The sequence below is a fragment of the Streptomyces sp. NPDC029139 genome (assembly GCF_055564335.1).
Genome location: NZ_JBVHWN010000026.1, coordinates 1 through 26,197 on the forward strand (window position 1 = coordinate 1; position 26,197 = coordinate 26,197).

Genomic DNA, 26,197 nt, shown 5'->3' on the forward strand with positions numbered 1-26,197 from the left:
CCTCCACACCTACAACCACCACCGCTGCCACACCGCACTCGACGGACACCCACCCATCACCCGCGTCAACAACCCTGCGGGTCAATACACCTAGGCCGGGCTCGAGGCGGGAGACGAGGGCTCGCTGGTTCTGCTGCTCGGGCTCCGGGAGTACGCCTTTCTGCTGGGATGGCTGGCCCTGGCCCGGCACGAGACGTGCTCCTCAAGCACTCGGAAACGACGGACCTGCTGGTCGTCGGAGCTCCGCGCAGAATCAACCGCGGTGGTCTGCATCTCGGCAGGGTGAACCACCCGCTGCTGCACCACGCCGCCTGCCCGGTAGCACTCGTACCGCAGTGGAATTGATCTCCCGAACAAGTGCGCATGCCGTCCCATGACGCACCTGCCGAACCCGTAGCGCCGACGACAATCAGCCTGGGCCCTCTCTGTGGCACGGCCGCCACGCCGTGTGTGTCATCGAATGCCCGCAGCGCTCCTGAACGCGGCGGTGCGCTCCTTCTCGGCGGCTGTCTTGCTGTGACCGAGTTGAACGTTGCGGAGGGGGCGGCGAACGTAGCGACGGACGAGCGGCTCCAGGTAGTCCGCGTGCGGACCGGCCAGGCCGACCAGCTCGTCCGGTGCGCGCACCAGCAATGGCGTCCAGTTCGGGCTCACGCTCTTGGACTCGCTCAGCGGCCGCAGTGGCGGCGAAGGCCGAGCGCACGGTCTATTGGGAAAGGGCAGGGGCGAGGTAGGTGAGACCGACGCTGCCGTTCTCCCCGCGGGTAAGACCCACAGCCTCAAGTCCTCGGGAGCTGCGCCGATCCCCAACTCCTCGGCCAGCTCCCGCGCGGCCTGGCCGGCGAGAGCCGATTCATCCAGTACTTCGCCGACCTGGGGCGGCTCCACGGAGTCTCCGGGCAGTTGCAAGCGGCCTGGGGCCGCCGTGGGGGGCGACATCCTGACCGCCGGCACACGGCCGTCATCGGTCGGCTGGACGACGTTCACGAACAACGAGGGCAGCGCCGTGGCGCCCGGAACGAGGCGCAGAGCGTAGTGCCGGTAGGTGACCCGCGCCCAGGCCAGGCGCAGGACGCGGGCCCGTCCGTTCCAGTCCCGCACAGGCCACCACGGGCCCGTCGAAGCGGGCCGGGTTCGCCTGGACGCCGCGTCCCGCAGGCGAACCCCGGCCGACTCGTCCGAGGGTGACAGCGGCGGCTCCTCCGCCTCGGCGAGCCGGACCCGTTCAACGTCGCAGAGCTCGATACCCGCGGGGGCGGCGTCTCGGGCACCGGCTCATCGTAGAACCCTCGCGAACTCACGACAGACTCATGCACGAGCACCGAAAACACATGGCGTCCTGTGCCGAAGCCTCTCGAGGGACACCGCAGCATCTCGCCCATCAAAGGAGAACCACTCAATGACCTCTGCCGAGCCATTCACCCGTATCAAGATTCGCGTCGCCGCAGCCCTGTTCAACGGCGAAGAAATCGCCCTGATCCACCGCACCAAGGACGGCCAGGACCAGTACACCCTGCCAGGTGGCAACGTCCAACCCGGCGAACCCCTTCATCAGGCCCTCGCGCGCGAACTCGACGAAGAACTGGGTTTGGACCTCACAGATGCGACCGGTGTCCCGCATCTGACCTGGATCCAGGACGCCATGGTCACCCGCCCCGGCTCCACCCCACCCCGCAAACTCCACCTCGTCTTCCGCGTCCACATCGACAACGCCACCCGCGCTCACTTACGCACCGTCGAGCACGACGACACCGCTGGCGCTGGCCACCTCACCTGGAGCCACTACAAGGACACAGCTGACAAGGCACTGTTTCCGCCAGTTCCGTTCGCCGAGCTGGCTACTCCCACCGCACCGCACGACGCTGCCCTGGCCCTCCTACCGACCCTGGATGACACCAACTACCACTGGCTCTGACCACCATGGACCACGACAGAGCCCGTCTGTCGGCGTACACGCGAACGTACCCAGCCGCGTACAGGCAGACGTGCTCAGCGTTCGGTTACGCCGAGGGCCTGTCTGACAATTCCCGCTGCTCCGGGGCACTCTTCCCAGTCCCCGCGGAAGAATGGGTGCCGTCGGGCCGGCCAGTCGGCACAGCAGGGCAAGAGGGGTGGCACAGTGTCGAGCGATGGTGTCGATGTCATCGAGGCCTTGAGTATGGTGGCCGGCGGAGAGGCTGAGGGCGGGGGCAGCGCCGGCCGTGGTCTGCAGCGAGCTCGCCGGGCAGGCGCGGTGGTGGTGGGACGCGGCGCTGGCCGTCGGTCGGGCGACGGGAATCACAGAGGCGGAGTTGCTGCGGCGCCTCCACAGTGAGCCTGAGCGGGTGCAGAGTGAGTTCCGGCCGGGCGAGGAGGGCCTGCACGGCGAACTTCTCGAGATGCATGGCGCGTTCGATGTTGCCAAGCAGCTCGACCAGCGGGAACGGGTGATCGCGAAACACTTGCGGACCGCGATGGGCGCCATGGGTGGCGTGGCGAGCGGCCGCGCTCTGGGTCTCTCGCGCTGGATTGCCATGGGCGAGTTGGCAAGAGCGTTCCGCTCGCTTGCGTGCAGCGGTCCGCGTGCTACCTGCACGCGGCCTGCGGAGTTTTGGGAAGCCCTTGTGAGTGCTGGGGAGCTCCTCGATCCAGCGGACGGAGACGAGCGTGGGAACGTGGCGCAGGCTCTTGACGAGTGCCGGGCGAACCTCGCCGACTGCACTGGCTGAGGCCGTTTGGCCAGATGATCACCTGGCTCGCTCTCGGAGCCGGAGGAGCAGGGATGCCAGGACGACTCCGGCGCGATAGCGGTCCCCGAGCTTGGCGAATCGCGTGGCAATCGCGCGGAACTGCTTGAGACGAGCAAAGCATGGTTCGACGACGTTGAGGTCGCGGTAGAGCTCCTTGCCGAAAGCGGGCGGTCAGCCGCCGAAGCGTCCCCTGTGTCGACTGTTGGCCTCCTGGGCACGGCGCTCAGGGATCGAGGCGGCGATGCCCCGGCGCCGCAGCAGGTGGGGCGACCAGGAGCGGTGCGAGGGACGCGGATCCCGTCGAGATCCGCCGCCTGGATCGTCGTGGGGACTGGCGGAGCGGGCCTGGCCCGTGTCGAGGAGCACGCGGACGGGAGTGCGTGACTGGGACGTCGTGGCGGCGGGTGGTCGGAGCGCGGATGCTGCTGACGACGCCTCGGCCGCAGATGCGCCCTGCCTGACGGGGCCGGGCCAGAGGGCCGACCACAAGCGGCCCGACTCCGCCGTCCACCAGCGGGGGCCTCGCACGGTAGCGGTCTGTGTCTTCAGCGTAGCTGGCCTTCCTGTAGGCGCCGGGGGTGCAACACGGGGTGCCGGTAAGAACCGTGTCACCAACCGCAAACGGCGGTAGTCCTTGGGTGGTGATCTTGCTGGGCTGGGCGGCTCGTACACTGACGAAAATGGAGGACCACACGGCCACCGGGATCGCTGCACGTCCGGCGCCCGCCTTGTGGCAGTACGTCGACTCGTACGTCGGTTTCGACCTCCGCGGGCTCCCAGCGGGGGTGCACTGCGGCCCGCCCAGCCGCGCGCTCACCGCGGTGATCAGCCTGTCAGACCCTTTGGAGGTAGCGGCGGGCGTTGACGACGGCGCACCGGTCACCCGATTCAACAGTGTGGCCGGCGGTCTGATGTGCCGATCCGTCGCGATTCACCACGACGGACGCCAGAAAGGTGTGCAGGTATCGCTGACACCGCTCGGGGCCCGGGCCATCTACGGCATGCCCGCCGCCGAGCTCGCCCACCGGCTGGTCCCACTTGACGAGCTTCTCGGAGCGCTTGGCGTCGAGCTGGTCGACCGGCTCCGATCGGCGACAACATGGGCGGCGCGGTTCACCGCGCTGGACGAATTACTCCTCAGAGCCGTCGGCCGTGGCACCTGCGGCGACCGTGTGCGCCCCGAGGTGGCCGAGGCGTGGCGCCGCCTCGTCGCCGCGCGGGGTTGCGTCCAGGTCGGGGCGGTCGCCGCGGAACTCGGCTGGAGCCGTCGGTACCTCACCGAGCGGTTTTGCGGTGAGATGGGCCTGCCGCCGAAGACCTTCGCCCGAGTCTTGCGCTTCGAGCACGCACACAACCTGGCGGCGGTGCAGGACCCGCTCCCGTGGGCCGATGTGGCAACCGTCTGCGGCTACGCCGACCAGGCCCATCTCGTCCGTGACTGGCGCGAGTTCACAGGCCGATCGCCGACCGCCTGGCGTCGCAGCGAAGTCCTCCTCGGAGCCGGGTAGCCACCAACTGTCTCCCCGTCGCGTCGGCTTCTCTTCCCTTTTCTTCAAGACCACCCGATCGCTGTCGCGGACGATCGTCGGCATGAGACTCGTCAACCACGAACGCAACGCCATGGACCTGCGGACCACCCCCGTGCACCTCGGACTGGGATCCAGAGCGAAACCCGTCGAGGGCTTCGCCTGGGACCCGGAGGTGCTCCTGGCCTACAGCGCCGCGGTCGCGGCAGATGGCGCCGAGGGCCGGATGGTGATGATCTTCGACGGCGACGGGCTCGGCGACCATTGGGAGAGCCACCCTGCAGGCGACGAACTCGTTGTTTGCCTCAGCGGGTCCGTGACGGTCACCCGCGACCTGGACGGGGTGCCCGACCGCGTCCTGCTCGGGCCGGGCGAGGCCACCATCAACCCGGCCGGGATATGGCACGTGGTCGACATGGAGGGGCCGACGTCCATCCTGTCCATCACCGCCAGCCTCGGCACCGACCACCGTCCTCGGACCGAAACCCGCCCGACCGAACGCGTCGGCACGCCCGACCCGGAGGAAGCGCCGTGACGACACGCATCGCGTGCCTCGGCGACAGCCTCACCCGCGCGCAGTTCAGCGTCGACTACCTGGATATTCTCGGACGACGCCACCCTCCCGGTAACGTGCAGCTTGCCCGTTTCGGCACCAACGGCGACTTCGCCTACAACCTCTTGCAGCGCCTCGATGCCGTCGTCGCGGACCCGCCCGACGTGATCACCGTATTGATCGGGACCAACGACGCCCGAGCGAGCCTCGCCGGCTACCCCGTCGAGCAGGCCATGAAGCGCAAACAGCTCCCCGATCGCCCGTCAGCCGGCTGGTTCGAACAGTGCCTGGGACGCATCGTCGCACGGCTGCGAGCGGAGACCGACGCGACGATCGGTCTCCTGTCGCTACCGATACTCGGCCAACAACTCGACGGAGCAGCGGCACAGGCATCGCAGGCGTACAGCCGGATGATCGCCGAGGTCGCCGCCACCAACGCGGTGGCCTACCTTCCGCTCCACGAACGCCAGATCGAGGAACTGCGCCAAGCGGACCCGCCGCCGATCTCATACCGTGAGGTGACCCCCGCAGCAGTCGTCGGCGTCCTCGTCCAGCACGCAGTACTGCGCCGCAGCCTCGACACGATCTCGCGGCGCCGAGGTCTCGTGCTCACGACCGACCACATCCACCAGAACAGTCGCGGCGCCACCCTCATCGCTGAGGTCATCGACGCCGGTGTGCTGACCCAGAGCGCGTAGCTGGTTCCGGCGCCCGGCCAGTCGGATGCCACCTACGCGCGGAGGTGGCATCCGATCCAGGCGGTCAACACCTACGGCACCGAGATCAACCAACGGTTCCACGACGGCGAGCGCTGGACGGCCCGCGGCGCGAGAAATCCGGGATCCCCGGCCGCAAGGACCGGTGGGACGTCCGCTACGACCGCTACGACATCCGGCTCGTTCGGCTGCGCGACCACCCGGGCCCTTCATCGCCACACCGGTCGCCGCCTTCCTGCTGGCGCTGCACATGTGGCGCAGCGTGTACCGCGCCGCCGTCTCAGCGGAAGACATGCAGGGCCCGGTCCCCCAGTGGCCGCTGCTGCCGGCAGTCGTTCACCACGGGGGTCTCAGCTGCGTCCCGGACCTGCGCAACGGTCGAGGACTGGCGGAGGGCCCGCTCATCACCGCGGACGGTGTGGTGGAGGGGCGAGGGCGAGTTCCAGGAGGAGGGCGACGGCGGTGATGCCGCTGGCCGTGATCTCGGTGCGCAGGAGGGTGGCGCGGTCGTCGACCTGCGGTCCGGGGTGCCGGCGTGACGGACGGGGCGGCGAGGGTGGGGGCGCGCTGGTCGTACGACTGCTTCGGCAACATCGTCCGTGAGCTCTCGGCCGTTAGCCGTGGTGTCGCCCTCTGGATCAGCGCCGAAGACCCACGCGGTTCGCACGGCGGTCGGCCGCCGAAGTTCTACCCGCAGGACTACAAGGCTCGGCACGCGGTCGAGTGCGGCATCAATCGCCTCAAGAGGCATCGGGCCGTGGCCACGAGGTACGACAGGCGCGCGGTCCGCTACGAGGCGACCGTCCTCGTCGCGGCCATCAACGAGTGGCTTGACTGACCACGTCACTGTGGCGCTGCGTAACAGCGGATGGCCACCGTCTGGTGCGGACTCCACTGCTGCTCGACTGTGGCCATCAGCTCCCAGCCCAGCCGCTCGTACAGAGCTGCCGCCGCGGTATCGGATGCGACGACATCGAGCACCGGATGCAGGCCACGACGCCGCGCTTCCTCCACTGCTTGGCCGATCAGCAGTGCACCGATCCGATGTCCCCTCGCCTGCGGGGCAACGAACAGCCTGCTGACCACGGCCGTCATACCCCGCGTCGCCCCGTTCCGCTCGCTCCACAACGTCGGGGCCAGATCACCTTCGCCGCCTTGCGACAAACTGACATGCCCGACCAAACCGCCTTCGAGTTCGGCAACCCAGGAGCCCAGCAGGGGACCGCGTGACAGCCACTCGCCGGGCTGATGCGGCCAGTTCACCGGATAGCCGTCGCGCGCATGGACCTCCGCGAGGACCCGCACGCATTCCTCAACATCGCCATCAGCCCTATGCCGGACCCAGCGGCTCGGCCTCTCATCCGGCACCCCGGAGCTCTCGATGTTCACTCGGGCATAGAAGCACAGGCCACAGAGTCACAACCAGCCCCTTTCGTACAGGCACACAAGGCGATCCCGCACATCCCCGTCGTTACCCTGGGTGCGACCGCGATGCAGGGGGCAGTGGTGGGAAGAAAGGTGCGTCGGGCTGCGGGAACGCTTCATCAGCTTCGACGAGTTCGACGGCATGTTCGCCGCGCTGAAGCACTCCGCCTGGAGGCTGGAGTCCCGCCGCCGGTACGCGTGGGACGAGACCCAGGACGCCTACCGCCAGTTCACCGCAGGCGAGCCCGTCGAGTGGGACCTCGACGATGTGGTGCCGCGAGCGCCGCGAACAAGTGGCCCTCGGGAAGCGTTCGAGCGCGTACGCATCGTCGACGAGCCGGCCACCGATGGGCAGCGGTACCTCGCGGACAACGCCCGTGGCACTGACTTCGCGGAAGGAGGCTGAAAGCGAGCGCGGTTCCCCGAACGGAAGTGATCTCCCTCACGTGGAGCTTCACGCAGCCGAGGGGACAGGCATAGGTATGCCCGGCCAAATGGTGATCTCGCTGTCGAGACGCAGACGATCGTGATGGGCTGTTTCCAGACTGATCTTGTGCACAAGCCGTGAAGTAGATATGACAACCCCACTGATCATCTATGTGGGGGATTTCCGTGCGCACAGCGCGACCACTAGTACTCCTAGTGGCATTTGTCATGGCCGTTCTGGCAGGTACAGAGCAGGCCGCAGTCGCGGTGAACCAATGGGTCGCCGCGAAGACCGGCTACGGCGCCGGTGAACTGCCCCAACAGGGCTGGGGATCGGCTCGCGGGCGAGGCCACAGTGCCTCTGGCGACGCCACCGACGCGACGGCGGGAGGGGGACGCAGCGGCGCGCAGAAGGCGCCGGGAGAGCTCCTGCCGGACGGCGGCGTCACGCTGCCGAGGCTGGGTCAGGCCCCTAAGCCGACCGCCAAGCTGCCCTTCACGAAGGTCCAGGCGCCCAGGACTGCGCCGCCGAAGGGCTTCGACCCGAAGGCCAGCACTGAGGTGCCCGCCAAGCGCACCGAGCGCGGACGAACTTTCGCCAACCCGGACGGAACCTTCACCACCCGTTTCTTCAACGAGCCCGTCAACTTCCTCGACGACGGCACGTGGAAGGGCATCGACACGAGTCTCGCTGCCAAGCAGGCCGTCGGCGGATCGGGCTCCGGATCGGCCTGGGAGCCCCGCTCCACCGAGACGCACAGCCGCTTCGCCGAGTACGCGGACGACAAGACGCTGGTCCGCCTCGAAGCCGGCGACCGGGCTGCGATCGCCTACTCGATCGAGGGCGCCGCACACAGCCGGGGCCAGGTCTCGGGCAGCGTCATCACCTACCCGAAGGTCCGTCCCTCCGCGGACCTGGAACTGATAGTGGGCAGCGAGTCCGTCAAGGAGACGCTGATCCTCAAGGATGCCGACGCACCCACAGTGTGGCGTTTCCCGCTGGCCCTGCAGGGTCTGACCGCGAAGCTCGACGGGCACGGCGGCATCGCCTTCGTCGACTCCACGGGCCGCCAGAAGGCGTGGATGCCGGCCGGCTGGATGGAGGACTCGAAGAAGGCGCCGAACTCCAACGAGGGTGTCATCTCCTCCGGAGTCACCTACGACATCGTGCGGGAGGGTGCCCGTCAGGTCCTGGTCGTGACGCTCGACCGTAAGTGGCTGTCCGCCCCCGAGCGGGTCTTCCCCGTCAAGGTCGACCCGTCGGTGACCGGCCTGGAGGCTGCCTCCGGCACCTATGTCGAGGCTCCGTACAACCAGAACTTCGCCAGTGACACCGTCCTGAAGGTAGGTACGTACGATGCCGGCGGCCACAAGGCGGCCGGCTTCCTGAAGTTCAACGGGTTGGACACCACCCTGAAGAACGCCTGGGTGATCGACGCCCGGTTGTCGCTCTACAACACGTGGTCGCAGTCGTGTACCGCGCGTCCGGTGACGGTTCACGAGATCACCTCGAACTGGTCCGAGACGACCACGTCCACCTACCCCGGTCCCGCGACTGGCGGTGCGCTCGGCTCCAAGTCGTTCGCGCACGGCTGGCGCCCGTCCGGCACCACGAGCTGGTCGTGCGCTCCCGCCTGGGAGGGGATCCCGCTCGGCTCGGCCGGAAGGCAGCTGGTCGACGACTGGACGCACAGCCGCAAGCCCAACTACGGCCTTGCCGTGAAGGCCGCCACCGACGACTCGAAGAGCTGGAAGCAGTTCGGCTCCGACGACTACCCCGGCGGCAAGCCCAGCCTCGACGTGACGTGGTCGAAGTACGGGGCCACGTACGGCCTCGGCGGCTTCGTGCAGCCGATGACGGCGACCTCCGAGGGCAAGTTCAAGGTCACGGTCACCAACAGGGGCCAGCAGACCTGGGGCAAGACCAGCAACTTCAAGCTCCGGTACGACCTGTTCGACGCCAACGGCAACATCGTGGGCGGTGACTACTGGAGCAAGATCCGGTGGACGCCGATGCCCTACGACGTCGCGCCGGGCGCCTCAGCCACCGTCGACGCCACGATCGCCCCCCTGGCACCTGGGACCTACACGCTCGTGTGGACGATGGACGAGTACGGCGTGTCCAGCTTTGTCGCAGACGGCGTACCCGGCGCCTCCATCAAGTTCGACGCGGTCAACGCACCTCCCTACATCACGGGCGCGGCACCGCCGAGCGGTACTGTCGTCGACACCCTCACCCCCACGCTGTGGGCCTCGGCCACGGATCAGGACCGCTCGCCCGGCTCTCTGACGTACCAGTTCGAGGTCTGTGAGGTCGAGGGCAAGGACACGCGGAAGAACTGCCGGGGTAACACCCACGCCGCCTCCCCGAGCTGGACAGTGCCGGCCGGTTGGCTGAGCTGGGCCAAGACCTACGCCTGGTACGCGTACGCCAATGACGGCAAGGACCAGTCCACCCGGACCGCGCCGTCGATCCTGACCACGCAGGTCCCGCAGCCGGTCATCACCTCCCACTTGGGAGGGGCCGACAGCGGCCGGACCTTCGGCGAGCGGTCCGGCAACTACGCCACCGCCGCGACGGACGCAGCTGTGCCCACGGTCGGCCCCGAACTCGCGGTCAACCGGACCTACAACTCGCAGGACCCGCGCAAGACCAGCGCCTTCGGCGCCGGCTGGGCCACCCGCTGGGACATGCGGGCCGTGTCCGAGCCCGACGGCAGTGTCGTGATCACCCTTGCGAGCGGCAGTCAGGTCCGCTTCGGCAAGAACAGCGACGGCACCTACAGCGCGCCGTCCGGTTCGATGGGCATGCTGACCGAGCTCTCCGGTGGGGGCTGGACCCTGCGGGACGCGAGCGCGGCCCTGTACACCTTCGACGCGACCGGCCTGCTGACCAAGGTCCAGGACGGCCACGGCCGTGAGCAGCTGCTCACCTACACGGGCGGCAAGCTCACCAAGGCCACCGACGCCCTGTCCAAGCGGGCTCTGACGTTCACCTGGAGCGGCGCGCACGTCGCGTCGGTGTCCACCGACGCCGTCGGCCCGTCCGCGCCGGCCCTCGTCTGGTCGTACACCTACACCGGTGACCTGCTGACCAAGGTGTGTCCGCCGTCGTCGGCGACTGCGTGCACGGTGTACGAGTACACCGGCGGCTCGCAGTACCGCAGCCTGGTCCAGGACGCCGGGCCCGTCGGCTACTGGCGGTTGGGCGATACCGAGGGCGAGACCGCGCCGAGCGAGGCCGTCTCGCGCACCGGGATGAACGCCGGGCACTACCGCGACGTCACCCTCGGCAGCACGGGGGCCTTGACGGGAACGGGCAACAAGGCTGCGTCGTTCAACGGCACGAACTCCTACGTGGAGCTGCCGGAGTCGACCCTGGCCTCCTCGACCGTGTCGTCGGTGGAGCTGTGGTTCAAGACGGACACGCCGAACGGCGTTCTCGTCGGCTTCCAGGACGACCCGCTTGGGCCGACGCACCCGACCCACTACAACCCGGTTCTGTTCGTCGACTCGGCGGGCAAGCTGCGCGGTGCCTTCGAGAAGTCCGACGGCGGGCTCACGCCGATGGCCTCTACGACGACCGTCACCGACAATGTCTGGCACCACGCGGTGCTGACCAGCAGCGGTACCGGCCAGACTCTCTATCTCGACGGTCAGGTCGTGGGCACCCTCGCCGGTCCGGTCAGCCACTCCGTCAAGACCTACACATACCTCGGCGGTGGCTTCACCGACCACACGTGGGACGGCGCCGGCACCTACGGCACGCGCTACTACAAGGGGCTGATGGACGAGGTCGCGGTCTACCACCGTGCCCTCGACGCCGGGGCAATCCGCGCGCACTACGGGGCCCGTACCGGCACCTCCAAGCTCACCAAGATCACCCTGCCTTCGGGCCGGATCGGCGGCACGGCCGCGTACGACACCGACACCGAGCGCGCCACCACGGTGACCGACGAGAACGGCGGCACCTGGCAGATCTCCGCGCCCCGCTACGCGGCGGGTTCGCAGGCATACGCCGATGCTGTACGGGCTGTCGGGCCCGTCAACTACTGGCGCCTGGGCGACAGCAGCGGAGCAGCTGCTCTGGACCAGATATCCGCCGGGGGCAACGGCTCCTACCGTGACGGGGTCACCCTGGGCGGAGTCGGTGCGTTCCTCGACGGCGATGACGGCGCGGTGACCCTCGACGGGTCCAAGGGCGTGATCTCCGTCCCGGCCGAGTCCCTCAGCCAGGCGACGTCGCTCTCCGTGGAGCTGTGGTTCAAGACGGACAAGCCCAGCGGCGTCCTGCTCGGCCTGCAGAACACCGAGCTCGGCACCACCCCGACGATGTGGAACGCGAGTCTCCTCGTCGACGCGGAGGGCAAGCTGCGCGGTCACCTGTGGGACGGGCCGTCCGCAGGCTGGCCGGTCATGGGTGGCGTCAAGGTCACCGACAACAAGTGGCACCACGTCGTGATCACCGGCGGCCCGGCAGGGCAGTCCCTGTACCTCGACGGAGCCAAGATCGGTTCCAAGACCGGCGTGGTCAAGCCGGAGACGCTGGCCCACGCCTACCTCGGCGCCGGCTACAGCAGCGAGGAGTGGGACGGACAGGCACGCGCGACCCGCTACTTCAACGGCCGGCTCGACGAGGCCGCCTTCTACACCAAGGAACTGACCGCCCAGACCGTCGCGGAGCACTACAAGGCGCGCGACCGGCTGGTCACCGGCAACGGTGACCAGTACCGGGGCGCCGTCACCGCCGACGCTCCGGCGGCCTTCTGGCGCCTGAACGAGACCACCGGCAGCCTCGCCGCCAGCCAGACAGCCGTCAACGCGGGCACCGGCACCTACACGAAGACGACGCTGGGCACCACCGGTGTCTTCGGCGTCGGCGACGGAACCGCGGTCCAGTTCAACGGCGACGGCCACGTCGAGGTACCGCCCATCGACCAAACCGGCACCGACATCACCGTCGAGCTCTGGTTCCGCACCGACAAGCCGGGCGTTCTGTTCTCCGACCAGTCCGCTCCCCTCGCGGGGGCAACCGTTCCTTCCGGCAGCTGGACACCCGTCCTGTACGTCGGAGCCGACGGCAAACTGCACGGCGAATACTGGTCCTACCCGGGCAGCCCCTCCAACACCTCAGCCACCACGGTGACCGACAACGCGTGGCACCACGCGGTCGTCACCGCACAGGGAGAAACCCAGACCCTCTACCTCGACGGCACGCAGGTCGCCACCAAGACCGGCGTCCCCGTGAACCACGGCTCCAACACCCGCTCCTTCATCGGTGCCGGCTTCGCCAAGTCGTGGCCCTCCGCACCCTCCGACATCAGCTACTTCACCGGCCAGATGGACGAGGTCGCGGTCTATCACCGGCCGCTGACCGCCGCCCAGGTCGCCAGCCACTATGAGGCAGGCACCTCGGCCAGCGGCTCCTCTCTCGCCGCCACTGTCACGGTCACCGACCCGATGGGCGCGAAGACGAGCAGCACCTTCGACGCGGTCCGCGGTCAGCGCCGGGTCGCTTCGACGGACGCGGAGGGCGGTGTCACCACGTACGCGTACGACACCGGCGGCTTCCTCCACACGGTCACCGACCCCAACGGTCACTCGGTCATCACGGGTCACGACGAGCGCGGCAATACGGTCTCGACGACGACATGCCGGGACGCCAACTCCTGCTGGACCTCCTTCGCGGAGTACTACGACAACCCCGCGGACAAGCTGGACCCGCGCAATGGCAAGCAGATCGCGGTCCGCGACGGCCGTTCCTCCGGAGCTTCGGACAACCGCTACCGGACGACCACGTCCTACACCGCGCTCGGCCTGATCGACACGGTCACGCTGGCGGACGGCCGGACGACGTCGACCACCTACACCACGGGCACCGAGCCCGCGGTCGGCGGCGGACTGACTCCGAAGGGCCTGGTCGCCACCCAGAAGAGCACCGGCGGAGCCCTCACCTCGTACGCGTACCTCGCGAGCGGTGACCTCGCCAGGGCGACAGCACCCTCCGGCCTGGTGACCACGTACACCTACGACGGCATCGGACGGAAGCTGACGGAGACGCAGGTCTCTGACGCCACTCCGGCCGGTGTGACGACCACCTACACGTACAACGCGATGTCCCGCATCTCGTCGGAGACCGGACCGGGCGTCAAGAACGAGATCACCGGTGTCACCCACACCGCGAAGGTGAGCCGTACGTACGACGCGGACGGGCAGCTGCTCACCGAGTCCACCGAGGACACCACCGGCGGCGACGCCACCCGCACCACCACCTACCGCTACGACGCGCTCGGTCTGAACGAGAGCACGACGGACGCGGCAGGCAACGTGTCGGCCTTCGGCCACGACGCGCTGGGCCGGGTGATCCGCGAGACGGACCCCGCGGGCAACGTCGTCACGCACGCGTTCACCAAGCGCGGCAAGCCGGCCGAGTCGGTCCTGAAGGACTGGACGGGCGATCCGTCCGGCCAGACCCGTGACCTGGTCCTGATCTCTCACGCGTACGACCCGGCGGGCCGCCTGGCCTCGACGACGGACGCCATGGGCGCCACGACCACCTTCACCTACTACGACGACGGCCTGCAGGCTTCGGTGACGGCGAAGGGCGTCACCCAGTCCGACGGCTCCAAGCGCGACATCCTCCTGAGGACCAACACCTACGACGGTGCCGGAAACCTCACCGCAACCGCGGCGAGCGGCGGACGCACCACCGTCAACACGATCGACGCCACCGGCCGCACCACGCGCTCTGCCTTCGACCCGAACGGCCTGAACCGCGTCACGACCACGGCCTACGACGGTGACGACAGAGTCACCGAGCAGACCCAGTCGATCGACGGCTCCGGCAAGAAGCTCACCTCGACCACCGAATACGACGCGGCGGGCAACCCGAAGAAGGGGACCATCACCGACGGCACCAGCAGCCGGGTCTCGTCGAGCACCTTCGACCAGCGGGGCCTCCCGCTGACCGAGGTCACCCCGCGCGGAAACACCTCGACCGCTCGCTACGACATACTCGGCCGCCTGGTCGAGACCACCGCGCCGCAGGTGCAGGCGGAGGAGAACGGCGGCGCGGCCACGGCTGTCACGCCCAAGACCCTCACCGGATACAACACCTTCGGCGAAGCCACCGAGACGCGTGACACACGCGGCCTGGTGACCCGTCTGGAGACCGACAAGCTGGGCCGCACCACCGCGGTCACACTGCCCGACTACACGCCGCCGGGCACGACGACGGCCATCACGGCGGTCTCGCGCACGGCATACGACCAGCGGGGCAACGTCGCCTCCACGACCGACCCCATGGGTCGCATCCGCTCCTTCGCGTACGACCAACTGGGCAACCTGGTCCGCTCCACAGAGCCGGCCGCCGGCACGCAGAGCCTGCAGGCTCCGGGTGCCACGACGTTCAGCGGCACCTCCACGGATCTGTCCGGCGGTGGTGTCTCCACCTACACCTGGACCCCGACCGGTCTGCCGCTTTCCGCTACCGACCCGACAGGAGCAAGCATCGAGTGGACCTACGACGAGCTGGGTCGCAAGCTCACCTCCACCATGGTCGAGCGCAAGCCCGCCCTGCAGAACCTCGTCTCCCGCTTCACCTGGGACGACGCGGGCAACCAGAGCGCCTCGACCACTCCCGGTGGGCGCCGCACCACGGCGACGTACAACACCGCCGGCGAGATCCTGACGACCACGGACCCGCTGGGCGGCGTCACACGCGCCGTCTATGACGGCCTCGGCCGCCAAACCGAGTCCAAGGACGCCACCGGCCGCAAGACGGTCACGATGTACGACCTCGTGGGCAAGCCGACGTCCGTGACGGACTACGGCACCGGAACCACACCCCTGCGCTCGGTCTCGACCGAGTACGACGCGGACGGAAACGTCACTGCGGCCGTCTCCGCGACCGGCGCCCGGCGCACCTACGCCTATGACGCCATTGGCCGGATGACCAAGCAGGTCGAACCAGTCACCGCGACCGACTCGATCACGACGACCTTCGGCTACGACGCGGCAGGCAACCGCACGCGTCTGACCGACGGCCGCGGCAAGGCCACCTACTACACGTTCAACGCGTGGGGCCTGCAGGAATCGACGATCGAGCCGGCCACCACCCAGCACTGGAACGCCGACGTCCGCACCTGGACGAACGTCTACGACGCGGCAGGCCGGCTCGTCACCGAGCTGCTCCCCGGCAACGTCAAGCGTCAGAAGACGTACGACGCCCTGGGTCGCCTGACCGCCGAGACCGGCACCGGCACAGCTGCGGCCACCCGTCCCCGCTCGCTCTCCTACGACCTCGTCGGCCGTCTGACAGGTGTCGGCGGCGACGGAGTCCTCGCGGGCAACACCTACACCTACAACGACCGCGGCCAGCTCCTGAGCGCCGACGGCCCCTCGGGCACGAGCTCCTACACGTACGACGCGGACGGCAACATGACGTCCCGCACGGACGCGGCAGGCACGACGGCCTTCACCTACGACCAGGCAGGGCGTCTCGACACCACGACCGACCCGCTGACCGGCACGCAGGTGCGCAGCGACTATGACGCGGCCGGACGCCCGACCGTCGACGAGTACGCACGTCCGGCCGCTGGCGGGACGTACACGATCGGCGCCAAGCGCTCGTACACGTACGACGCTCTGGGCCGGCTCGCGGACGACAGCGTCGAGAAGACCGGTACGAGCGCCGCGGTCCAGGGCTCGGGCTACGAGTACGACCTCGACAACCGCCTGGTCAAGAAGACCACCACCGGCACGGCCGGCGCGGGCGTTCAGTCCTACGCCTACGACCTGGCCGGCCGCATGACCTCCACCACGACGGGGAGCACCACGACCCCGTACGAGTGGGACAAGTCCGGCAACCTGACCAAGAAGGGTGACGTAACCGCCACCTACGACTCCCGCAACCGCCTCCAGACCTGGGGCACTCAGACCTTCGACTACTCCGCCCGCGGCACCATCAAGACGGTCACGGACGGCGGGACCAGCCGGTCCATCAGCTCCGACGCCTTTGAACGGACGGTCAACAACGGAACGAGCGCGTTCACCTACGACTCGCTCGACCGGGTCCTGACGAACGGCGAGACCGCCTTCAGCTACGACGGCGGCTCCAACAACCTGGTCAAGGACGGCACCTCGACCTACAGCCGCACGCCCGGCGGAGCACTGCTCGCCAGCTCCACCACCGGGGCCGCCGGTTCGGGCCGCCTGTCCGTCACCGACCAGCACACCGACGTGGTCGCCACCCTCTCCGCGGACGGCACCACGGTCTCCTCCTCCCGCGCGTACGACGCCTTCGGCAACGTGACCGCGTCCGCAGGCGCGAACCCGTCCCTCGGCTACCAGTCGGGCTGGACGGACACCTCCACCGGCGAGGTCAACATGGCCTCCCGCTGGTACCAGCCGGGTACCGGCAGCTTCACGAGCCGGGACACCTGGCAGCTGGACCCGAACCCGTCCGTGCAGGCGAACCGCTACACCTACGCCAACGCAGGCCCGCTCAACGGCACGGACCCGACCGGACATGCCCTCTTCCTCCTCGCCATCCCGGCGTGGAAGCTCGGCGTGGCGGCGATCGCTGCCGTGGCGGCCGGAGCAGCGGCCAAGACGGCGGTCGAAGCCGACTGGAGCAGCAGCACCGACTGGGAGTGGAGAGGGAACGAGAAGCCGTCCGGGAAGGACCGCTGGAACCCCCAGCCCCGGCCTCGTACGTTCGATGTCTGGGACGAGAAGAAGTACCTGAGGGATTCGCGCAAGCAGCAGACACAGCCGAGGAACACGTACTGCCAGAGGAACCCGTGGATGCCGGCCTGTCGGCAGGGCGCGGGGGGCCCGTCCGCTCCCACGGACACGTCCCGTGGCGGCGGTGGCGGCGGCGGTGGCGGCGGCGGTGGCGGTGCCGGCGGGCCCAGCCGGTGCATGTACCGGTGTTTCCCGCCCCCGCCCCCGATCGACCAGAACCCCAACAACGGCAAGACCCCCGTGCCGGCGCCCAAGCACATTGCCGACGTCGCGTGGGGCGCGGTCCAGGACGCCGGCTGGAGTCTCGCTGACGGCTGGGCCATGGTGGTCAGCAGCGGAGCCTTGCTGAACATGCTGGGCAGCGACCAGGCGTTCACTCCCACCCAGGCCACCGAGCTTCTGCCGGTACCGGTGAACGTATTCGGCGGGAAGAACAACGGGCGAGACCGCAACGATGAAAAGTGCGACGACGGACCTGGTGTGAGCGAGACGGGACACGCCGTCTACTTGCCGCGTCAGCGTTACTACGACGACCACGAACAGAGCTACCAATGCCGGGCGACCGGCGTGTACGGACTCCTGGACATGAGTGACTACAACAAGGGGCGAAAGCACCCCGGCACGAACACGAACAGTTCGACGCGACCGCCAGGCATGAATGAGATCGAAGCGCAGGGCCACACGCCGGCGAACGGCCACTTGATCCCGGCTGCGGCGAAGGGGTCTGGAATCGATCTCCGCAACCTCGTCGCCGAGTACGAGGCAACCAATACTCCTTACCTCAACCACGGAGTGGAGAAGGAGATCAGAAACACTATCAAGTCGGGCAAAAAGTTGTCCATTTCGGTGGTGCCCCACTATGAGAACCAGGGGTCAGGAATCCCGACGGCCATCGAATACAACTACGGCGTGCCCGGCGAGTGGATGAAACACTGCGTGATCCGACAGTCGCCGACGGGCGGGACGACGAGTGGCAGCGCCAGCTGCCCGAGAAGGTGATGTTGTGAGTAAAGACTTCCTCACCCGTGTGTTTGCCATGCTCGGAGTACCGCCGCGAGTGCAGCATGCAGATCCCGCTGCCTGGCGGCGACTCGAGCGCGAATTGGGTTTCTCGCTGCCCGGCGACTACAAGCAGATCGTGGACGCCTATGCCCCGGTCAAGCTCAACCATCACTTGTTCCTCGATCATCCGGCTACGGAGCGCTGGAACCTCGGGGCGAGTATCAGGCAGAAGTCAGAAGCGTGGGCACAGGTCTCCTGGGACGACGACATCGATGGGGACCCGAGGGTCACCTTGGGACTGCAGCAGATGGAGTTCGGTACCCCCCGCGGACTGACCCCCATTGCCTCCGCCGACAGCGGGCAGACTGTTTTCCTCGCACGCAGGCCCGAAGGCATTGGAGAACTGCTCTTCGTCGAGGACGGGGACGGGGAGTTCTTCGAGTATTCCATGTGCTTCTCGGAGTGGCTTTACCGCTATCTGGTAGGCGAGGACATGGCTGGTCCGAACTCCTCGTATTTCTATGCCGGACCCGTCGTTCTGGAATCCAGGCCCATGAGGCCGGGCGAAGATAGCGTCCGCTGGATCGGTCCGGAGCGGGGGATGTAGCGGCATCCGGCCCATAGGCCCACCCCGTCGGCCGACGGGGTGATCCAAAGTGAACACTTCGCCCCACCGGTCGCACGACCCGTGGGGCGAAGTGTCTTTCGGACCCTTCTTCCTCTGGATATCTCCTCGGGAAGACTCAGGAAGCACTCCCAGGCCACGCCCGCACCCCGACCTCTCGGCGCCGGCAGTGGAGCGGCGCCGCCCCCGCCAAGGAGGGCGAGGAGCGGGGCTCAGGTGCTCCTACTCCGCCTTCGCCACGAGGGCCGCAGTCATGCTCTTGATCATGAACGTTGGATGCCGGCCAACGTCGCCCGGTGGCCAGCAGTTCAACGCCGCGCTCAGCCACGCGGGTGATGAGTTTCACCGGCGAAACGGTCCGCCGCATGTGTTCGTACGGCGGAGACCTTGGCGGGTCAGGGGGCCGGCGGTTTGTCAGGGGCGTCTGGCAGGGTGCGCAGTGTGAGTGATCAGGCGATCGATTCGCGTACCTCAGCAGACGGACCAACACGGCAGACGCCCGCGCGCCCGGTCGACGTGGTGGGACTTGTGCCCGGCCTCGCGTCGTGGGCCCGGGACACCATCCGCCTGCACCCGAGGAGGAGGGGGGGCACGCCGTCGAGCGGGCATAGTTCCGTGGGCGGGCCTTTGCTGTGGCCGTCGGACGAGGCGTGGCCGGTCCCGGCTGCCGACAACGCAACACTTTCCTCGGGAGGAAGCCGCTATCCCGACGTTGGTCAGGCGGACTTGGGGCGTCGAGTAGGGGTACTCTTCTTCGCTGCGGTCTTCTTGGCGGCCGTCTTCTTCGCGGGCGCCTTCTTCTTGGCCGCGGTCTTCTTCGGGGTGGGCATCTGGTGGACGGTGGCGTGCTCGCCGGTGCTGTCGCCGCGGGCTTCCTTCGCCTTGGCGACGGACTCCTCGAGCGCGGCCATCAGGTCCACGACTCTTCCGGACGGCGCCGCTTCCTCGCCCGCCACAGGCTTCGGCTGGCGGTGCTCGGCCTTTGCGTCGATGACCTCGGCCAGCGCCTGGTAGTACTGGTCGGTGAGCTCCAGGTCGTCGAGGTGCTCGACGGACATCGTGCCCAGGAGCGTGAGCGCGCCTTCGATCTCTTCCTCGGTGAGCGGGGTCTCGTCCGGGCGGAGCTCGTCGGGGGACCGTACTTCGTCGTTCCAGCGCATCGAGTGGAGCAGCAGCGCGTCGCCGTAGGGGCGGAGCAGGCCGAGGCGTTCGCGGCCGCGGAGTGCGAACTTGGCCACGGCGACTTTCTCGTTCCTGCCGAGCGCCTGCCGCAGGAGCGTGTACGGCTTGGCCGCGACGGGGCCGTCTGCGGTCAGGTAGTACGAGGCTTCGCCGATGTGACGGGGGTCGATGGAGTCCCACGGGACGAACGCGGCGATGTCGATCGCTTTCGCGGTCGGCAGCGGCATGCCGGCCAGGTCCTCGTCGGTGATAGGGATGATCTCGTCCTTCGACGCCTCGTACCCCTTGCCGATCTCGGCCTCCGTCAGCTCCTTGCCGTCGATCTCGCAGACCTTGCGGTAGCGGATCCGGCCTCCGTCTTCCAGGTGGATCTGGCGGAAGCTGATGCTGTGCGACTCGGTGGCCGGCTCGAGCTTGCACGGCACCGTGACCAGACCGAACGAGATGGCGCCGGACCAGATGGGGCGGGGCATCCAGACCTCCCAGGTACCCCCCTGGGGACGGACCACCAGGCTATGCAGCGGGGGTCGTGATCGCACGCCCTCCGCGGCCGGCCGGGACCGCGGAGGGCGCAGCGCGCTCGCCCACCGGCGTTGGCGATCGCGTCTATGCGTAGACGTAGGTGTCGAATCCGGAACAGACTTCCTCCGAGCCCTTCACCAGGCACACGTCGAGCAGCATTCGGTGCCCTTCGGTGATGTCGCCCGTCTGCCACGGGGTCGTGTAGGGAGACGCATGTCCCGCCGTCGAAGCCACACGCCAGACGTGGGAGCTCAGGACGTTCCCTTTGACGCCCCACCCGTCGGCCGCACCGTCATGCGCCCGCAGCGCGTCTCCGGGGGTGCCGAAGCTGTCTGGGGCCGAGTTCCAGTTGACGTATCCGGCGTAGTCGCCGTCCGCGTAGAGATAGACGATGACCGAGTCGTAGTCCTGGTACCAGCTCGTCGTGTAGGTGAGACGGGGCGCCGCCGCCGCAGTGCCCGCGCCGGAGCTGAAGGAGACGCCGACCATCACGGCGGTCGCTGCCAGCAGGGTGGCTATCCGGTTCCTCATCTTGGCCATGGGGATTCCTTCCACATCAGAGTGATCAAAGTTGGGCGAGATCTTGTCATGCGCAGTGCAGTGCAGTCTGACAACGAAGACGATCACGGCAGATGCGGCGCAGCGCCCCCCGGCAGGGCAGGGCCAGGGGGCGCGGTCTCGTCGCCTTGGGGGACCGCGCCGTGAGTAGTTGAGGTACAGGAAATCCTGGCGGGATTGATCCTGTTCGGAACGGCCGGCTGAGGAAACACGGCCGGCGCTCCGGCCGAACGGCTACAGCTCTGCGGTCAGAGCTCGCCGCGGCGTGCGAGCTGCTTCAGCGCGTTCTCACGGATGATCTCGTTTTCGTCGTCGCGCAGGCCCGCGAGGGCTTCCCGGGCCTCCGCGCCGGGAATGGCGCCGAGAGCCCAGATCGCCTTCACCGCGAGCGCCCGGTTCTCGTCCCAGTCCAGGTACTCGGGAACCCAGCGAGCCGCCTCGCGCAGCGCCGGCACCGTCCTGGGCGAGCGGAGCTTGCCCAGCATGCGCACGACGTCCTCGTGGCGAGTGTGCCAGTCGGCAGGGAACAGCTCGATCAACGGCTCCAGGAACTCCTCGCCCGAGGCGCCGGCGGCGGCATGGACGATCAACGCCATCTCGACGTCGGCGGCGTCCCGGCGCTCCATGGCGTCCCGGAGCAGCCGGAGCGCCAGGGCCCCACCGTCGGACTCGCCGAAGTGGGCGAGCACCTCGTCGAGCGTGCGCGTCGGGGGCGAGCACGGTGCGATCACCAGGCCCATGATCAGATCCCGCTCCTCAGGGGTCATCGCCTGACCACCTCCCATTCGTTGAACGCTCCAGCTCTTGGGGGACCCTAGCAAGATCATTCTCAGTGGGTGCCTGCCGCACTCGGGCTCTGGCACAACTGCCGGGCCCGCCCAGCGTGCCACCCGGCACTGACAGGGGCGGCGCAGCGGCCCGGGAACGGCGGCGCCCCCGCCGGATGGGCGGGGGGCCAACAGCAGAAACGCGCAGCCGAGGGCAGCTGCGCGTTCCTGGGCTAGGTCGTTTTGTTTGGATCTAGACTTTGCAGCTCGCCGCCGTGACAGCTGTCAGCGGTCGGTGGCCTGGATCAGTGGAGGGAGGTTGGTGGTGGACACGGTGCCCTGGTTGCACGTAGTCGCGAAGCAAGGCGCTCTGCCTGTCGATCTGCTGCTTCCCGTGGCCGGCAGGACGTACGTAGCGCGTCTCGACGGCCGGGAGATGCGCGACACGGACGCTGTGTTCCAGCAGTTCTACGACGGACTGAGGCTGCCTGATTACTTTGGGTGGAACTGGAATGCCCTCTCCGACTGTCTGCGTGACTTGAGATGGCTGTCTTCGGACCACTGCGTATTGATCGTCGAGGCCGCGGACGAGGCACTGTCGGGCGATCCCTGCGAACAGCGGCTGCTCTTCAACACCCTGCTGCGGGCAGGACAGCGATGGTCCTACACACAGCGGCCCGAGGGCATCGAACTCGGCAGGCTCGTCGTCGTCATGTCTTGTGACGCCCCGTCCGTCCCGTCCCTGCAGGAGCGGCTCCAGTCATGCTTGGAAGAGACGGCATCGTCATAGGGCCTCATCTCGCGGACCTTACGACTGACCAGTCATTCGTTCCTCAGACGCCGCTTCTCCTGGACCTTCAGCCACGGATTCTCTACCCGTGACCGGGCACGGTCCAGGTACTCCCGCTTCACCACGGCCGAGCCGGGCTTCCACCGGCCCTGCTCGGTCGGATCACCCCCGGCGTCCGCGATCGCCTGCGCTCCGCCGCGGCGCAGCCCGTGCCCAGTGATCCGCTGCCAGTTCTCTAGGCCTGCTTTGTGCGCGCGGCCGCGCACCCAGTCGTTGACCGCGTCCCCCGTGACGTAGTCGCCCCGATCAGTTGCGACGACGCGGGACTGCAGGGTGCCGGCGACTGTGAGCGCACGGAAGAATGCTCCGTCCCGGACGCCGAGTCGGTGCAACATGTTCAGCCAGTCACGCGCCGCGCGGACCGGGCACATCAGCGGGTCGTCCGGCTCGGCCGGGATGTCGGTGTGCGCGCCCGTGCCCGCCTGATCCGTCTTCGAGTACGCGATGAGTAGGGTCACGAAGTCGTCGTCGACCAGGACCTCCGGCACGGCCAGATCTGCGAGTTCGATTCGCCGGTTCAGCGCGCCGCGGCCCAGAAGAAGGACGCACCGGTCACGGATGCCGATCGGGTGGCGCAGGCCGCATGTCTCCACCATGGCCCGAAGCATGTTGTCGGTGATGGCCGGCGCCTTCCGTACGCCGACTCGCTTCCCCCAGTCCTTGCGGTGCTCGTTGAGCATGCCGCGTGCGACCGCCGTGCCGGGCTTCTTGTCGTCGGGCATCCAGGTACGGATCGCCGACATGTGCGCGGCAATCGTGTTCGGGGAGGCATCCCGGGCGATCATGGAGGCGACGTACTCGATGAACGTCGCCGTCGTGCAGGGGCGGGCGACTCGGCCCATGTCCTCGCACCAGCGCTCGAAGATGCCGCGCTGGGAGCGATGGTTGCGGTTGGTGTTCTTCGGCCGGGCGTGGTGCTTCAGCCGCTCGGCACTCTCCGGCGAGACGTACAGGTCCCGCTCGGTGTACCGGGGCCGGTGGGCGGCGGTCGGCATGTCCTCTCTGGGCATGAGGACGGTGTGCTGGTCGACCAGCGGCCGCCCCGCTGGGTGAAGGGCTACCCGCGCCGGAAGATGGTCGTCGTCTACCAGCTCGGCGTCGACGACCTCCACCTCGTCGTTCACGGCGGTCAGCCGCCCGCGGGCATCTGACGGACCCTCGCACGCTGGGGCCGACCGCGCGGTGGGCGGCGAGCGCACAGTGGTAGTCGGCCGACGCGCTCTCCCTCGTCTTCACCGCCCCGACCGGAACGACCGTCTGCGGTGCCGGTTCGTCGGCGGCCGCCGGGGACGTCGCCGGCGTGGTGGCTCGGGAGACGGATGCCAGAACGTGCACGGTCCAAACGTTCACATCAGGTACCTGCCTGTTGCCGGCCTCGATGAGCTTCGGCGCGACCCAGCGCTTCGTGCCGTACGCGGGGCATCGGGGGCAACGTCTAGGGTCTGTCCCCTTGATGAGTCGATCCACTGGCAGGCTTCGGCGGGGTCGTGGCACCGGCCATCCGCCCTTGTCCAGTTGGGCGACGTGGACGGTGACGAGTACCGCAACTCCTCCCTGACCCACCTCGGAGAGCAGGGCGCCTCCGATGAGGCTTGAGACAGGGGCTGTAAGATCTCGCCGCCCATGACATAGCTTGATGCCGTGGCCTGCGGCTTCTCCGGTTGTCTCATGGCTTGGCCGATGAGTTCCGTCTCCCCGTCGTGCCATTTTCTCGGGCGTCGGCCACGTTCCCCTGGCCCGACGCCCTGCAGATCCACCAAGGTGCGGCGCCGGGCCAGGCCGTGGAGCCGCTGGCCTACAGTCAGGCCGCGGCGCTGGAGCCTGTGATGGTGCGGACGTAGTGTTCGGCGATGTCGTCGCTGGTCGTGGTCCACACGCCGGGGTGGTTGACGACGTACTCGAGTGCCTGGTCCAGGTATTTCATCCGGAACGCCTGGCCGGTCACGAAGGGGTGCAGGGCAAGTGCCATCACGCGGCCGCTGTGCTCGGAGTCCGCGTACAGCTGGTCGAGCTGGTCCTTGACGATCCGCACGAAGTCAGGGCCGCTGATGGAGTGGGTGGTGAACAGACCCAGGTCGTTGAGTTCGAGGGTGGGTGTAGGGGGCGCTCAGGAGCCCCGGCACGTTCAGTCGGAACGGCTGGTCGTCGGCGGTCCAGTCCAGCACGTAGCGCAGACCGAGTTCAGCGATCAGCGCCGGGGTCTGGAACGTCTCGCTGAGAGCGGGTCCCATCCAGCCGCGGGGACGCTGCCCGGTCGCCTTCTCGATGGTCTCGACGACCTCGGTCAGGTGGGCGCGCTCGTCCGCCTCGACCTCGGCCTGCACGGTGGAGTTGTTCTTGCCGTGCGCGAGCCAGGCCCAGCCGCGCGCCCGGCCGGCCTCGATGATCTGCGGATAGTGCTCGGCGACATCGGAGTTGAGCAGCACGCTCGGGCGCACGCCGTGCCGGTCGAACGACTCGGTCATCCGCCAGATCGCCACCCGGGGGCCGTAGTCGCGCCACCCGTGATTCAGCGGATCGGGCACGAGCGCCGCAGTGCCCTGGTTGATGCTGGTAGACGGCTTGCCCAGGACGAAGTGCTCCACGTTGAGGCCGACGTAGAACGCCACCCGGGCGCCGTCTGGCCACTGGATGGGCGTGCGTTCGGTGATGGGGCTGTAGTCATACAGGTCGTTACGCATGGAATTCCCTTCGCAAGAGCCGTCCGTTGGACGGCAGGGGAGTCGAACCTGGGGAGACGATCCGTATCGGCTCCCAATCCGATACGGATCGTGTCGCGGTACCACGCTCATGTCAACACGAACCGGTTCGTCTCCCCTGTGCGGTAGCGTGAACTCGTCAGCACCACGGAGGCAACATGAGCACGACGCATGCACCCGACCCCGCCCGACGCAACCCACAAGCGACCGCCGCGATCCTCGATGCCGCGCTCAAAATGGCCCGCGAAAGCGGCCTGGCCCGTGTCAGCATCGAGGGGATCGCGGCTCGCGCAGGCGTCGGCAAGCGAACCGTCTACCGCTGGTGGCCCTCCAAGGGCGCGGTCGTCCTTGACGCGTGGGCGCAACAGCTCGAAGAGCGCCTGCACCGACGCCTCGAACCCGCGCAGACCGGCGACTTCGAAGCCGACCTGAAACTGATGGTCAAAGACGCCTGGATCGACACGCTCGGAGACACTCGCAGTGTGCTCGCGTCGATCGTTGCCGAGTCCCAGCATGACCCCGCCCTCGCCGCGGAGTTCCGCAAACGACTCATCGACCCCGCCAGCGCGCTAGTCGCGGAGCGCATCCGCCGCGCCCAAGCGGACGGACAGGTCGCCGCCGACATCGACCCGTACCGCGCCATCGAGCTGATCTACGCTCAGCTGTACTACCGGCTGCTCGTCATGCATGGCCCGACCGACGAGTCACACGTCGAGGACGTCGTCGAACTCGCCATGCGTGGGCTCAGGCCCTCCCGCCAAGATGGGGCATCGTCCTAGGTTCTGTCGTCAAATGTCACGCCCACATCAGGAGCGATGCGAGGGTGACGGCTGCTTCGTAGGACTGGGCGGTCTTGTCGTATCGGGTGGC

Annotated in this window: 20 protein-coding genes and 2 pseudogenes; 13 read left to right on the top strand and 9 right to left on the bottom strand. The window is 68.2% G+C overall.

Translation table 11 applies throughout. From position 1 onward, the window contains the following. Positions 1 to 168: 168 nt before the first annotated feature. Entirely contained in the window at positions 169 to 345 is a 177-nt protein-coding gene (locus ACZ4VW_RS31850) for a universal stress protein (protein ID WP_467968509.1), read from the top strand. A gap of 108 nt (positions 346 to 453) precedes the next feature. Here ACZ4VW_RS31850 and ACZ4VW_RS31855 read toward each other — a convergent pair whose 3' ends face one another. Beyond that, on the bottom strand, positions 454 to 654 hold the full coding sequence (locus ACZ4VW_RS31855; protein ID WP_467968511.1) for a hypothetical protein: 201 nt from the start codon (positions 652 to 654) through the stop codon (positions 454 to 456). Positions 655 to 1,399: 745 nt separating this feature from the next. Here ACZ4VW_RS31855 and ACZ4VW_RS31860 point away from each other — a divergent pair. Both ACZ4VW_RS31860 and ACZ4VW_RS31865 read left to right on the top strand, forming a co-directional pair. Next, positions 1,400 to 1,915 carry an NUDIX hydrolase gene (locus ACZ4VW_RS31860; RefSeq protein WP_467968513.1) on the top strand — a complete coding sequence of 172 codons (516 nt, stop codon included), beginning with the start codon at positions 1,400 to 1,402 and terminating at the stop codon, positions 1,913 to 1,915. A 409-nt stretch (positions 1,916 to 2,324) separates the two neighbouring features. Next, positions 2,325 to 2,708 carry a hypothetical protein gene (locus ACZ4VW_RS31865; protein ID WP_467968515.1) on the top strand — a complete coding sequence of 128 codons (384 nt, stop codon included), beginning with the start codon at positions 2,325 to 2,327 and terminating at the stop codon, positions 2,706 to 2,708. 18 nt (positions 2,709 to 2,726) lie between these two features. Here ACZ4VW_RS31865 and ACZ4VW_RS31870 read toward each other — a convergent pair. Then, positions 2,727 to 2,990 (bottom strand): annotated as a pseudogene (locus ACZ4VW_RS31870) (IS5/IS1182 family transposase); the annotation flags it as partial. A gap of 419 nt (positions 2,991 to 3,409) precedes the next feature. On the opposite strand from ACZ4VW_RS31870, the gene ACZ4VW_RS31875 reads away from it, so the two are divergent. From ACZ4VW_RS31875 to ACZ4VW_RS31890, 4 genes and pseudogenes are all read left to right on the top strand, one after another. Beyond that, the gene (locus ACZ4VW_RS31875; protein ID WP_467968517.1) at positions 3,410 to 4,237 is read left to right on the top strand and encodes a helix-turn-helix domain-containing protein; all 828 of its coding nucleotides are present in this window, start codon (positions 3,410 to 3,412) and stop codon (positions 4,235 to 4,237) included. Between the two features lie 82 nt (positions 4,238 to 4,319). Next, positions 4,320 to 4,790 (top strand): cupin domain-containing protein, encoded by a 471-nt coding sequence (locus ACZ4VW_RS31880; protein WP_467968519.1) that lies wholly within the window; start codon positions 4,320 to 4,322, stop codon positions 4,788 to 4,790. Further along, the gene (locus ACZ4VW_RS31885) at positions 4,787 to 5,506 is read left to right on the top strand and encodes an SGNH/GDSL hydrolase family protein (protein ID WP_467968521.1); all 720 of its coding nucleotides are present in this window, start codon (positions 4,787 to 4,789) and stop codon (positions 5,504 to 5,506) included. The genes ACZ4VW_RS31880 and ACZ4VW_RS31885 overlap by 4 nt, the downstream gene beginning before the upstream one ends. A gap of 676 nt (positions 5,507 to 6,182) precedes the next feature. Next, a pseudogene (locus ACZ4VW_RS31890) lies at positions 6,183 to 6,362 on the top strand (IS5 family transposase); the annotation flags it as partial. Between the two features lie 5 nt (positions 6,363 to 6,367). On the opposite strand, the gene ACZ4VW_RS31895 reads toward ACZ4VW_RS31890, so the two are convergent. Continuing rightward, the gene (locus ACZ4VW_RS31895; RefSeq protein WP_467968545.1) at positions 6,368 to 6,829 is read right to left on the bottom strand and encodes a GNAT family N-acetyltransferase; all 462 of its coding nucleotides are present in this window, start codon (positions 6,827 to 6,829) and stop codon (positions 6,368 to 6,370) included. Between the two features lie 175 nt (positions 6,830 to 7,004). Here ACZ4VW_RS31895 and ACZ4VW_RS31900 point away from each other — a divergent pair, with 175 nt between their 5' ends. From ACZ4VW_RS31900 to ACZ4VW_RS31910, 3 genes are all read left to right on the top strand, one after another. Next, positions 7,005 to 7,355 (top strand): DUF6879 family protein, encoded by a 351-nt coding sequence (locus ACZ4VW_RS31900; protein WP_467968522.1) that lies wholly within the window; start codon positions 7,005 to 7,007, stop codon positions 7,353 to 7,355. A gap of 248 nt (positions 7,356 to 7,603) precedes the next feature. Next, entirely contained in the window at positions 7,604 to 18,121 is a 10,518-nt protein-coding gene (locus tag ACZ4VW_RS31905) for a LamG-like jellyroll fold domain-containing protein (RefSeq protein WP_467968524.1), read from the top strand. Between the two features lie 4 nt (positions 18,122 to 18,125). Then, on the top strand, positions 18,126 to 18,731 hold the full coding sequence (locus ACZ4VW_RS31910; protein ID WP_467968526.1) for an SMI1/KNR4 family protein: 606 nt from the start codon (positions 18,126 to 18,128) through the stop codon (positions 18,729 to 18,731). Positions 18,732 to 19,465: 734 nt separating this feature from the next. On the opposite strand, the gene ku is transcribed toward ACZ4VW_RS31910, so the two are convergent. The 3 genes from ku to ACZ4VW_RS31925 all read right to left on the bottom strand — a co-directional run bounded on the left by ku (position 19,466) and on the right by ACZ4VW_RS31925 (position 21,778). After that, positions 19,466 to 20,404: a non-homologous end joining protein Ku gene (ku, locus tag ACZ4VW_RS31915; RefSeq protein WP_467968528.1), complete on the bottom strand. Its 939-nt coding sequence runs from the start codon at positions 20,402 to 20,404 to the stop codon at positions 19,466 to 19,468. Positions 20,405 to 20,537: 133 nt separating this feature from the next. Beyond that, positions 20,538 to 20,993, bottom strand: a complete 456-nt coding sequence (locus tag ACZ4VW_RS31920) for a hypothetical protein (RefSeq protein ID WP_467968530.1) — start codon at positions 20,991 to 20,993, stop codon at positions 20,538 to 20,540. 266 nt (positions 20,994 to 21,259) lie between these two features. After that, on the bottom strand, positions 21,260 to 21,778 hold the full coding sequence (locus ACZ4VW_RS31925; RefSeq protein WP_467968532.1) for a HEAT repeat domain-containing protein: 519 nt from the start codon (positions 21,776 to 21,778) through the stop codon (positions 21,260 to 21,262). 325 nt (positions 21,779 to 22,103) lie between these two features. Between ACZ4VW_RS31925 and ACZ4VW_RS31930 the strand changes: the two genes are divergently transcribed. After that, positions 22,104 to 22,568 (top strand): barstar family protein, encoded by a 465-nt coding sequence (locus ACZ4VW_RS31930; protein WP_467968534.1) that lies wholly within the window; start codon positions 22,104 to 22,106, stop codon positions 22,566 to 22,568. A gap of 32 nt (positions 22,569 to 22,600) precedes the next feature. On the opposite strand, the gene ACZ4VW_RS31935 is transcribed toward ACZ4VW_RS31930, so the two are convergent. Beyond that, positions 22,601 to 23,638 (bottom strand): site-specific integrase, encoded by a 1,038-nt coding sequence (locus tag ACZ4VW_RS31935; protein ID WP_467968535.1) that lies wholly within the window; start codon positions 23,636 to 23,638, stop codon positions 22,601 to 22,603. Positions 23,639 to 23,647: 9 nt separating this feature from the next. On the opposite strand from ACZ4VW_RS31935, the gene ACZ4VW_RS31940 reads away from it, so the two are divergent. After that, the gene (locus ACZ4VW_RS31940) at positions 23,648 to 23,779 is read left to right on the top strand and encodes a hypothetical protein (protein ID WP_467968537.1); all 132 of its coding nucleotides are present in this window, start codon (positions 23,648 to 23,650) and stop codon (positions 23,777 to 23,779) included. 650 nt (positions 23,780 to 24,429) lie between these two features. Here the strand turns inward: ACZ4VW_RS31940 and ACZ4VW_RS31945 are convergent. Continuing rightward, a complete protein-coding gene (locus tag ACZ4VW_RS31945; RefSeq protein WP_467968539.1) occupies positions 24,430 to 24,660 on the bottom strand; it encodes a hypothetical protein in 231 nt (76 codons plus the stop codon). 4 nt (positions 24,661 to 24,664) lie between these two features. Further along, positions 24,665 to 25,309, bottom strand: coding sequence for a polysaccharide deacetylase family protein (locus ACZ4VW_RS31950; protein WP_467968541.1), 645 nt, complete (start codon positions 25,307 to 25,309; stop codon positions 24,665 to 24,667). Between the two features lie 176 nt (positions 25,310 to 25,485). Between ACZ4VW_RS31950 and ACZ4VW_RS31955 the strand changes: the two genes are divergently transcribed. Then, a complete protein-coding gene (locus ACZ4VW_RS31955; protein WP_467968543.1) occupies positions 25,486 to 26,106 on the top strand; it encodes a TetR/AcrR family transcriptional regulator in 621 nt (206 codons plus the stop codon). The last annotated feature ends 91 nt before the right edge of the window (positions 26,107 to 26,197 follow it).

What these genes read in the sequence shown, in the direction of transcription:
- ACZ4VW_RS31920 (WP_467968530.1), bottom strand. Translation starts at nt 20,993, where the DNA reads ATGGCCAAGATGAGGAACCGGATAGCCACCCTGCTGGCAGCGACCGCC.
- ku (WP_467968528.1), bottom strand. Translation starts at nt 20,404, where the DNA reads ATGCCCCGCCCCATCTGGTCCGGCGCCATCTCGTTCGGTCTGGTCACG.
- ACZ4VW_RS31875 (WP_467968517.1), top strand. Translation starts at nt 3,410, where the DNA reads ATGGAGGACCACACGGCCACCGGGATCGCTGCACGTCCGGCGCCCGCC.
- ACZ4VW_RS31925 (WP_467968532.1), bottom strand. Translation starts at nt 21,778, where the DNA reads ATGACCCCTGAGGAGCGGGATCTGATCATGGGCCTGGTGATCGCACCG.
- ACZ4VW_RS31955 (WP_467968543.1), top strand. Translation starts at nt 25,486, where the DNA reads ATGAGCACGACGCATGCACCCGACCCCGCCCGACGCAACCCACAAGCG.
- ACZ4VW_RS31905 (WP_467968524.1), top strand. Translation starts at nt 7,604, where the DNA reads ATGGCCGTTCTGGCAGGTACAGAGCAGGCCGCAGTCGCGGTGAACCAA.
- ACZ4VW_RS31880 (WP_467968519.1), top strand. Translation starts at nt 4,320, where the DNA reads ATGAGACTCGTCAACCACGAACGCAACGCCATGGACCTGCGGACCACC.
- ACZ4VW_RS31935 (WP_467968535.1), bottom strand. Translation starts at nt 23,638, where the DNA reads ATGCCCAGAGAGGACATGCCGACCGCCGCCCACCGGCCCCGGTACACC.
- ACZ4VW_RS31950 (WP_467968541.1), bottom strand. Translation starts at nt 25,309, where the DNA reads ATGCGTAACGACCTGTATGACTACAGCCCCATCACCGAACGCACGCCC.
- ACZ4VW_RS31850 (WP_467968509.1), top strand. Translation starts at nt 169, where the DNA reads ATGGCTGGCCCTGGCCCGGCACGAGACGTGCTCCTCAAGCACTCGGAA.
- ACZ4VW_RS31860 (WP_467968513.1), top strand. Translation starts at nt 1,400, where the DNA reads ATGACCTCTGCCGAGCCATTCACCCGTATCAAGATTCGCGTCGCCGCA.